This window comes from Herminiimonas sp. (assembly GCF_030645555.1).
Classification (GTDB): domain Bacteria; phylum Pseudomonadota; class Gammaproteobacteria; order Burkholderiales; family Burkholderiaceae_D; genus Oxalicibacterium.
Genome location: NZ_JAUSME010000318.1, coordinates 1 through 9,000, shown reverse-complemented (window position 1 = coordinate 9,000; position 9,000 = coordinate 1). Strand labels below are relative to the sequence as shown.

General features: G+C 55.4%; 11 protein-coding genes. 9 read left to right on the top strand and 2 right to left on the bottom strand.

The features are described 5' to 3' along the window. From Q7T06_RS11920 to Q7T06_RS11900, 5 genes are all read left to right on the top strand, one after another. On the top strand, positions 1-400 hold a 400-nt coding region (locus Q7T06_RS11920), incomplete at its 5' end, for a tripartite tricarboxylate transporter TctB family protein (protein ID WP_304784935.1). 13 nt (positions 401-413) lie between these two features. Continuing rightward, positions 414-1,916: a tripartite tricarboxylate transporter permease gene (locus Q7T06_RS11915; RefSeq protein WP_304784933.1), complete on the top strand. Its 1,503-nt coding sequence runs from the start codon at positions 414-416 to the stop codon at positions 1,914-1,916. 526 nt (positions 1,917-2,442) lie between these two features. Then, positions 2,443-2,940 (top strand): methylated-DNA--[protein]-cysteine S-methyltransferase, encoded by a 498-nt coding sequence (locus Q7T06_RS11910; RefSeq protein ID WP_304784931.1) that lies wholly within the window; start codon positions 2,443-2,445, stop codon positions 2,938-2,940. 35 nt (positions 2,941-2,975) lie between these two features. Continuing rightward, on the top strand, positions 2,976-3,881 hold the full coding sequence (xerD, locus tag Q7T06_RS11905; RefSeq protein ID WP_304784940.1) for a site-specific tyrosine recombinase XerD: 906 nt from the start codon (positions 2,976-2,978) through the stop codon (positions 3,879-3,881). A 246-nt stretch (positions 3,882-4,127) separates the two neighbouring features. Further along, complete coding sequence (locus Q7T06_RS11900) at positions 4,128-4,307, top strand: hypothetical protein (protein WP_304784929.1); 180 nt, start codon at positions 4,128-4,130, stop codon at positions 4,305-4,307. A gap of 25 nt (positions 4,308-4,332) precedes the next feature. Here the strand turns inward: Q7T06_RS11900 and Q7T06_RS11895 are convergent, their stop codons facing one another. Next, a complete protein-coding gene (locus Q7T06_RS11895; protein ID WP_304784927.1) occupies positions 4,333-5,349 on the bottom strand; it encodes an endonuclease/exonuclease/phosphatase family protein in 1,017 nt (338 codons plus the stop codon). Between the two features lie 35 nt (positions 5,350-5,384). Here Q7T06_RS11895 and Q7T06_RS11890 point away from each other — a divergent pair, with 35 nt between their 5' ends. From Q7T06_RS11890 to Q7T06_RS11880, 3 genes are all read left to right on the top strand, one after another. Continuing rightward, complete coding sequence (locus Q7T06_RS11890) at positions 5,385-5,876, top strand: aminoacyl-tRNA deacylase (RefSeq protein ID WP_304784926.1); 492 nt, start codon at positions 5,385-5,387, stop codon at positions 5,874-5,876. 66 nt (positions 5,877-5,942) lie between these two features. Beyond that, positions 5,943-6,548, top strand: coding sequence for a glycerol-3-phosphate 1-O-acyltransferase PlsY (plsY, locus tag Q7T06_RS11885; protein ID WP_304784924.1), 606 nt, complete (start codon positions 5,943-5,945; stop codon positions 6,546-6,548). Positions 6,549-6,729: 181 nt separating this feature from the next. Further along, positions 6,730-7,260, top strand: a complete 531-nt coding sequence (locus Q7T06_RS11880) for a superoxide dismutase family protein (RefSeq protein ID WP_304784922.1) — start codon at positions 6,730-6,732, stop codon at positions 7,258-7,260. 133 nt (positions 7,261-7,393) lie between these two features. On the opposite strand, the gene tsaD is transcribed toward Q7T06_RS11880, so the two are convergent. Next, a complete protein-coding gene (gene tsaD, locus Q7T06_RS11875) occupies positions 7,394-8,422 on the bottom strand; it encodes a tRNA (adenosine(37)-N6)-threonylcarbamoyltransferase complex transferase subunit TsaD (protein ID WP_304784919.1) in 1,029 nt (342 codons plus the stop codon). 121 nt (positions 8,423-8,543) lie between these two features. Here tsaD and Q7T06_RS11870 point away from each other — a divergent pair. Continuing rightward, positions 8,544-9,000 (top strand): ANTAR domain-containing response regulator (locus Q7T06_RS11870; protein ID WP_304784937.1); only part of this gene is annotated, 457 nt, incomplete at its 3' end.

Genomic DNA, 9,000 nt, shown 5'->3' with positions numbered 1-9,000 from the left:
ATTGTCCGCGATCATTATCGGTCGCGATTATGCGATGGGCACTGCAGGAAAAATGGGTCCGGCCTATTTCCCCTCCATCCTGGGCGGCTTGCTGGCATTGATCGGATTGGCGGCTGTGGTGCGTTCATTTTTCCGTGAAGGCGAGCCGATAGGGAAATTCGCCATCAAGGAAACCTTGCTGATCTTGACGGGTGTGTTGTTGTTCGGTTTTGTGATCCGCGGCGCCGGTCTGGTGGTCGCGGTCTTTTCGATCATCCTGTTTAGCGCCTATGCAAGCGAAAAATTCAAATGGCTGCATGGTATAGCGCTGGCTGCTGGCATGACAGCATTTGCGGTCCTGGTTTTCGTCAAATTGCTCGGCTTGCCGATTGCAGTTTTTGGCCCATGGTTTGGCGGTTGAAAAGGATTCGATAATGGAATTATTTGCTAATTTAGGGCTGGGGTTCGAGACCGCCTTGTCGTTGCAGAATCTTGCATATTGTCTGGTCGGGGTATTCCTGGGCACGGCCGTCGGTGTGTTGCCTGGACTGGGCCCGGTGGCCACCATTGCGATGCTGCTGCCGGCTACGTTTGCCCTGCCTCCGATTGCTGCACTGATCATGCTGGCCGGTATTTATTACGGCGCGCAGTACGGCGGATCAACCACTGCGATCCTGGTGAATCTGCCGGGTGAGTCGTCCTCGGTCGTGACTGCCATCGATGGTTACCAGATGGCGCGTCAGGGTCATGCCGGCAAGGCCCTAGCAACAGCGGCTATCGGTTCGTTTTTCGCCGGTACCGTTGCTACCATCCTGCTGGCACTGTTTGCGCCGCCATTGGCTGAGCTGGCATTGAAATTCGGCCCGGCTGAATATTTCTCGCTGATGGTGCTGGGTCTGGTGGCATCGGTGGTGCTGGCCAGCGGCTCGCTGCTCAATGCAATCGGCATGGTGATACTCGGCTTGTTGCTGGGCCTGATCGGTTCCGACGTCAATTCGGGCGCAGCCCGCTACACCTTCGACCGGCCTGAGCTGGCCGACGGCATCAACTTTGTGATCGTTGCAATGGGCATGTTCGGCATAGGCGAGATCATCCGCAATCTGGAACATGAAGAAACCCGCTCGCTGGTGATGAAGAAGGTTTCCGGCCTGATGCTGACCAAGGACGATTTCAAGCGCATCATCGCGCCTATCCTGCGCGGTACCGTGCTGGGTTCCGCTCTGGGGATCTTGCCTGGTGGCGGTGCGATGCTGGCGTCTTTCGCATCGTATTCGATCGAGAAAAAAGTATCGAAGAATTCAGCGCAGTTCGGCAAGGGTGCGATTGAAGGTGTGGCGGCGCCAGAGGCAGCCAATAACGCCGGCGCGCAAACTTCATTCATTCCGATGCTGACACTGGGTATTCCATCGAACCCGGTGATGGCGTTGATGATAGGCGCGATGATCATTCAAGGCATACAGCCTGGTCCTGCCGTGATGACGGAGCAGCCAACCTTGTTCTGGGGTTTGATTGCATCGATGTGGATAGGTAATTTTTTCCTGATCGTGCTGAACCTGCCGATGATCGGTTTGTGGGTACGCATGATCACGGTGCCTTATCATCATCTGTTTCCGGCAATCCTGATGTTTTGCGCGATCGGCGTATTCAGCCTGAACAATAGCGACTTCGATATTTACCTGATGGCGCTGTTTGGCTTGTTTGGTTATATCTGTGCCAAGCTCGAAGCCGAGCCGGCGCCTATGCTGCTGGGTTTTATCATCGGCCCGATGATGGAAGAATACCTGCGCCGCGCCTTGCTGTTGTCACGCAGTGATCCGATGGTGTTCCTGCAACGCCCGATCAGCGCCACGATGCTGGCCTGTGCGGTGCTGGCACTGGCGGTAGTCATGTTGCCGGCATTGCGCAAGAAACGCGAAGAAGCATTCAAGGAAGACTAAAGGCCAGGTGCGCTGCCTGCTAGCTGTGGGTAGCCGTGCTGAAAGGTCGAGGAGACCTGCATTTCAGATGAAGCTGTCGGGATTTATTTCTTAAACGGCCGGAAATGCAAAAGCAAGATTCGGGGCGCGTCGCGAGATGCGCCCTTTTATTTTGTGCGGATCGGCCATGCGCAAATACACTGACGTCACCTTGAAGGAAAAAAACATGTCAAGTAGCTGTTGTATTGACGAGCACAGGCGGCAGATCAGCGCTTGATTTCCCCGGAATTGATTTTTATAATGGCCCCGGCTTTGCTACCTTTACGCGTTCATCGCGCAGCACCATGCAGTACAAAATGGCTGGAGGGGAGCATACATACACACGACATTGATGTCGGGCTAGCAGGGGAGACCTGTATCAATAATAGCGGTGATGGCATAGCCATACACGGCGTGGGGTACAGCAGCAGTATTTGAGGGCGCATCGCGAGATGCGCCTTTTTTGTTTTATGCTCTGTATAAATGCAAAGCCGATAAACTGAATGTCATGAACAAGACTTCTTCCACCTCCTTATTTTCCGCCATCGTTGCAGCGTCGTTCGGCGCCGTCGGCATACGCACGGAAGGCGCCCATGTGCGCGAGCTGGTGTATTTGCCGCCGGCCTTCAATGTCAAGGCGCCTGAAGATATGGTGTCAGAACGCGCAGCCTTGCAAGTCGAGCGCTATCTGGATGATCCCGATTTTCAATTCGATCTGCCGCTGGCGCCAGTCGGCACGCCTTTCCAGCGCAAGGTCTGGGCTGCCATTGCTGCAATACCGCGCGGCCAGGTACTGACCTATGGCGATGTTGCCAGGCGCGTGCAATCGGCGCCGCGGGCCGTCGGACAGGCTTGCGGCTGCAACTGGTTTCCGCTGGTGATTCCCTGCCATCGTGTCACTGCAGCGACGGGACTGGGCGGATTTGCGCATCACGATGATGCAGGTGGATTCCACGTCGGTGTAAAGCGCTGGCTGCTGGCGCATGAAATGGTTGCGGGCTACTGATGGGTAGCGCAATGAGCAATCCGGCCGGCAGCGAGATGAGTGAGGATGGCTTATCCAGCCAGGCGCAGATCGATGAATTCTGCGATACCTTGTGGCTGGAAGACGGTCTGGCAAAAAACTCACTGGAGGCATACAGACGCGACCTGCGCTTGTTTGCCATCTGGTTGCAGGCAGAGCGCGGCAAGACCTTGCTGGCAGCGCATGCAGATGATTTGAATGCATATTTTTTCGCCAGGCATGAAACGACCAAGGCGACTTCCTCGAATCGTCGCTTGGCCGTGCTCAAGCGTTTTTACCAATTGGCCTTGCGGCAAAACAAGAGAAGCGATGATCCCTGCCTGAAAATGCGTTCGGCGAAACAGGCGCCGCGCATTCCGAAGACCCTGTCGGAAGCGCAGGTGGATGCCTTGCTGGGCGCGCCTGACGTGAGCACGCCACTCGGCCTGCGCGACCGTACGATGCTGGAGTTGATGTATGCCAGCGGCTTGCGCGTGACGGAACTGGTATTGCTGAAATCGATAGAAGTCGGCATGAATGAAGGTGTGCTGCGCATCACCGGCAAAGGTGGAAAAACGCGGCTGGTGCCTTTTGGTGAAGAGGCGCGGGCATGGATAGAGCGTTATCTGAAAGAGGCGCGTCCAGCCATCATGGATGGCCAGATCGATGATGCGCTGTTCGTTACTGCCCGTGGCGGCGCGATGACGCGGCAGATGTTCTGGACCCTGGTCAAGAAACACGCGGCGGCGGCAGAAATCAATGCGCCCCTGTCGCCGCACACCTTGCGGCATGCATTTGCCACTCATTTACTGAATCACGGCGCCGATTTGCGGGTAGTCCAGCTGCTGCTTGGACATTCCGATATTTCGACCACGCAGATTTATACGCATGTGGCGCGCGAACGCTTGAAGCGTTTGCATCAGATGCATCATCCACGCGGCTGACAGACAATATATCAATTAGGCAATTTATGCTTTTATTGATAAAAGGCGTAAATTTGATGTGAATTAAGTTGTTTTAAAGTATTTTAATGATTTTTCTGCTGACGCCTGAGCGCCGGATGCCTGCTGGTTTTCGGACGTGAAGGGTGGCGGCATGCTAGCATTCGTCACATTGATGGTGCGTTATCGCAGCAATGATCTTGTCCGTCCTCCTATCTTAAACAGAACATCTACTCAAAGAGCGATCACTTGGCTAAACCTAATTTCCAGTACGAAAAGCGTCAAAAAGAGTTGGAAAAGAAAAGAAAAAAAGAAGAAAAACTCAAGCGCAAGGCTGACAAGGGCAGTGGTCCTGACGATGGTTCAGAGCCGTCCGAAGTCGATGCGGATGAGCCTGCAACGGATGGCGCCGCTCCTGCCAGCGAATAAGGCGTTTGACCTTGCGGCGCACGCTTTAGTCAGGCTGCGGCTGGTCCGCTGTGCTCGATGGGCTGGCGTTGTTTGCTGATTGCTCATGCAAGAGTATGCGCACCAGTACCTGGCCATGATCTGATGCATGTGGCTGCTTGAAGATCATATGGTCATTCAGGTACATCACTTCGACTACCTCGCCGATCGCCGCGCGCGACGCCGGATTGAATTCTTCTGAAACCAGTATGTGATCGATGGTTTCGTAACTGCCGTCATGGATATGCGTATAACCCACGTCGCGCAAGGGATCACGGCGCGACTGGATGCGATAGCTTTCAAACAGGCGCTCGTCCACGCCATTGAGCGGATATTTCCCCAGCCCCATCACCATTTGCGTCGGTATCGCGTCGGCGACATCGTTGAAGTCACCCATCACGATGACAGGCGCGCGCGGCTCCCTGTTCAAATTGGATAACAGCGTGCGCAAGCCCAGTGCGTCGGTGCCGCGCCGTATCAGCGAGCGCAGCATCGCGATGCCGGTTTGATCCGGCTGCGCGTCACTGCTATCGTTGCGATAATCAGGCAGCTTGGATTTCAGGTGGCAGACAAAGACATGGACCAGTACATCGGCTGAGACGGCAATTCTTGCGTGCAGTACCGGCCGGGTGAAATGGGTCAGCGCCTTGTCCACGCCGGGCAAATTGGCGACTAGACTGTTCGGTAGTTCAGTGACTGCTGCAGCGCCGGCCGCGACTGGCAGGCGCGATATCAGGGCCACGCTGGGCGTCAGGTGATCGGCCTGCGGATCTGGATCAAAACCGACATGATGTGCAGAGCGATATTTCAGCGTTTTGGCCAGCACGTCTTTTAATGCCGCCTGCGAAAAAATTTCCTGCAAGCCGATGACATCGGCATCAAGCCGGTCCAGCTGCTGCGCAATCCAGCTGATTTTCGCATCGTACTCTTCGACGGAGTACGGGATCTGGTCTTCATAATATTTCACGCCCGGCAATGCCAGATTGCAGACATTGAAGGTCGCAAAGCGGAGTTCTTGCTGCATAATGTGCTCCAAATTTTAAGTTGAGCGTAACACGCATGGCAAAAAAAGAGCACATTTCCGAAACGCCCGCGACGCAATGGTTGCGCCGCAACGGCATTGCTTTTTCCGAGCATCCGTATGAGTATGAAGAGCACGGCGGCACCGCGGTTTCCGCGCGCAAGCTGGGGGTGGACGAACACCATGTGGTCAAGACGCTGGTGATGCAGGATGAAAAGACCCAACCCCTGATTGTGCTGATGCATGGCGACTGCAAGGTGTCGACGAAGAATCTGGCGCGCCAGATAGGCTGCAAATCGGTAGAGCCGTGCAAGCCGGAAGTGGCGCACCGGCATTCCGGTTACCTGATAGGTGGCACCTCGCCGTTCGGCACCCGCAAGGCCATGCCGGTGTATGTCGAGCAGGGCATACTCGCTCTCGATCGGATATACATCAATGGCGGACGGCGCGGTTACCTGGTCGGCATTGCGCCTGCAGTATTGCCGGAAAAACTGTCTGCCATTGCCGTCCATTGCGCACTGGAAGAATGAATCTGCGGATCAAGAGCGCGACTTTGTCGGCTCGCCGCAATTGAAAAACATAATAAAAAGGGTGTCATGAATACAGTCCTGTTTGCCATCGCTGCCTACCTGATCGGTTCGATTTCATTTGCAGTGCTAGTCAGCAAATTATTTCGCTTGGCCGATCCACGCAGCTACGGTTCGAAAAATCCGGGCGCCACCAATGTACTGCGCAGCGGGAACAAGAAGGCGGCGATACTGACGCTGTTCGGCGATGGTGCAAAGGGTTTTGTCGCGGTCTGGCTGGCGAAACATTTCGGTCCTGAATATGGCGTGCAGGAAGGCGGCATCGCGCTGGTTGCGATCGCTGTTTTCCTCGGTCATCTGTGGCCGGTATTTTTCCGCTTCGTCGGTGGCAAAGGTGTGGCGACGGCCCTGGGCGTGTTGCTGGCCTTGAATGGCTGGCTGGGTCTGGCGACGCTGATTACCTGGGCGGTGATTGCCTATGCATTCCGTTATTCCTCACTGGCAGCCTTGATCGCTGCAATTTTCGCGCCTTTCTATTACGGCTTGCTGTTCGGTCCTGACCTGATATTGCTGGCGGTGCTGGCGATGAGCTGTTTGCTGATATACCGGCACGGCAAGAACATAGGAAATTTACTGGCGGGCAAGGAAAGCCGGATAGGCAGCAAGAAAAAATAATTACATGTCGGCATCAGTCCTGTCGCCTGTGTCCAGGTATTTTTTCCGCTAACAGAAACATTGTTGTAGCATGAGTCCGAACAGAGCCAGGGTGTCAGTGCATCGTTTTCAGTTCATCGAGTAGTGAGAAGAAGGTCAGAGTGTTTGCAGAGATATCTATCCATACAGGAGGATTACGAACATGAACATCATTCCAGTTGCCACGCTGTTAAGTGCCGTTGCAGTCCTTGCATCTTGTGCCGGATTTTCTGAATCCCGGCCCGCTGCCGAAGCCATCATGAAACCTACGCAAGGCAATACGACCAGTGGAGTCGTCAGCTTTGTGCAAAAAGGCGATCAGGTAGTGGTTAATGCACAGATCAGCGGCCTGACGCCAGGCTTGCACGGCTTCCATATCCATGAAAAAGGCGATTGCAGTGCGCCCGATGCCACCAGTGCGGGCGGACATTTTAATCCGGCAGGAAAACGACATGGCGGTCCTGCCCATGCCGAGCATCACGGCGGTGACTTTGGCAACCTGCTGGCAGATGCCAGCGGAAAAGCCTCGCTGACAATCACGGTCTCAAGCAGCCAGGCTAGTCTGGCCAGGGACGGCGCCAATAGCATTATCGGTAAAGGCTTGATTGTCCACGCAGACCCGGACGACTATGCAACTCAACCTACGGGCAATGCCGGCAAACGCCTGGCTTGCGGCGTCATCACGCTGAAATAGGCAAGTCCGGATATGTATTCATTCCCTGGCGCCATCCTGCGGGCAGGCAGTTTCAGGATGCGCATCGGTGTCATCACTGATGTGCATCCTGAACAAAGAAGCAGGGAGTTCCTGTCGCTAGCCGAAGCCGGGTTTAGATCGTGCTGATGCTATCGAGCGGCCAGCGCGGTTTGACGTTGAAGGCGTAGTCTTTTTTCGCCGCATCGGGATTGATCTGCAGCCGCATCGCGCCGGCAAATGCAATCATCGCGCCGTTGTCGGTGCAAAATTCCAGTTCCGGATAAAACACCTTGAAGTGCTTTTTCACTGCTGCTGCATTCAGCGACTCGCGCAATTGTTGATTGGCGCCGACGCCGCCGGCTATCACCAGCCGCTTCAAGCCCGTATGCTTGAGTGCCGTCACGCACTTGGCAGTCAGTACTTCGACGATCGCATCGACGAAGGCGCGCGCAATATTCGCCTTGTCCTGTTCACATATATTAGTAGTCTGATTTTTTACGACCGTCAGCACCGCGGTTTTCAAGCCGGAAAAGCTGAAATCCAGATTCTTTGAATGCAGCATAGGGCGCGGCAACTTGTATGCAGTCGGGTCGCCGAATTGCGCCATGCGTGAAATTGCCGGTCCGCCCGGATAGCCCAGGCCCAGCAGCTTGGCCGATTTGTCGAATGCCTCGCCCGCCGCATCGTCCAGCGTTTCTCCCAGCATCGTATATTGCCCGACACCGTCGACGCGCATCAATTGCGTATGGCCGCCGGAAACCAGCAGTGCGATAAAGGGGAATTCCGGCGGCTCGCTGGCCAGCAAGGGCGACAGCAAATGCCCTTCCAGATGATGGATGCCGAGCACCGGTTTATCCAGGGCGAGGCCCAGCCCGCAGGCCACGGAGGCGCCGACCAGCAAGGCGCCGGCCAAGCCGGGGCCTTGTGTGTAGGCGATCGCATCGATGGCATCGTGTGCGATGCCGCTTTCGGCAAAAACCTGCTCCAGCAGCGGGATGGCGCGGCGTATATGGTCGCGCGATGCCAGCTCCGGCACCACGCCACCATACTCTGCGTGCATGGCGACTTGTGAATAAAGGGCGTGCGCCAGCAGTCCGCGCTCTGTGTCATACAGCGCAAGACCTGTTTCATCGCAGGAGGATTCGATACCGAGAACAAGCATGGGGGAGAAATAATGCGAAATGTTGGTGCGATTCTTGCGTGGATTGTAGCGTATTCTGGTACAAGACCGTATCAATATGCTTTTGTAGAATGTTGCAATGACTGAAATTACCAAACCCGATATGCGCTCCCTGCGCATTATTGTTGTCAATACCGTCATGCCGCCGGAAGGCGAGCAGGATGAAAACGCCTGGATGCAGGCGGAACGCGCACGTGCGCTGCGCATAGGCTTGCTGGAAGCTGGCTATAACATCATCGCGGTTTTCCCCGCCGATATGCATTTGCCGGATCGGGTCGCGCAATTGCAGCCCGACATGATCATCATTGATGCCGAATCCGATTCGCGCGATGTGCTGGAGCACGTCGTGGTGGCGACGCGGGATGCGCCGCGCCCTATCGTCTTGTTTACAGAAGATCACGCGACTTCCAGCATGGAGGCGGCAATGGCTGCGGGCGTGTCTGCTTATGTGGTGGCCGGTTTGCAATCGGAACGCATCAAGCCGGTACTGGATGTGGCGCTGGCCAGATTCAACGCTGAACAGAAATTACGCATTGAATTGTCGGACACCAAACTCAAGC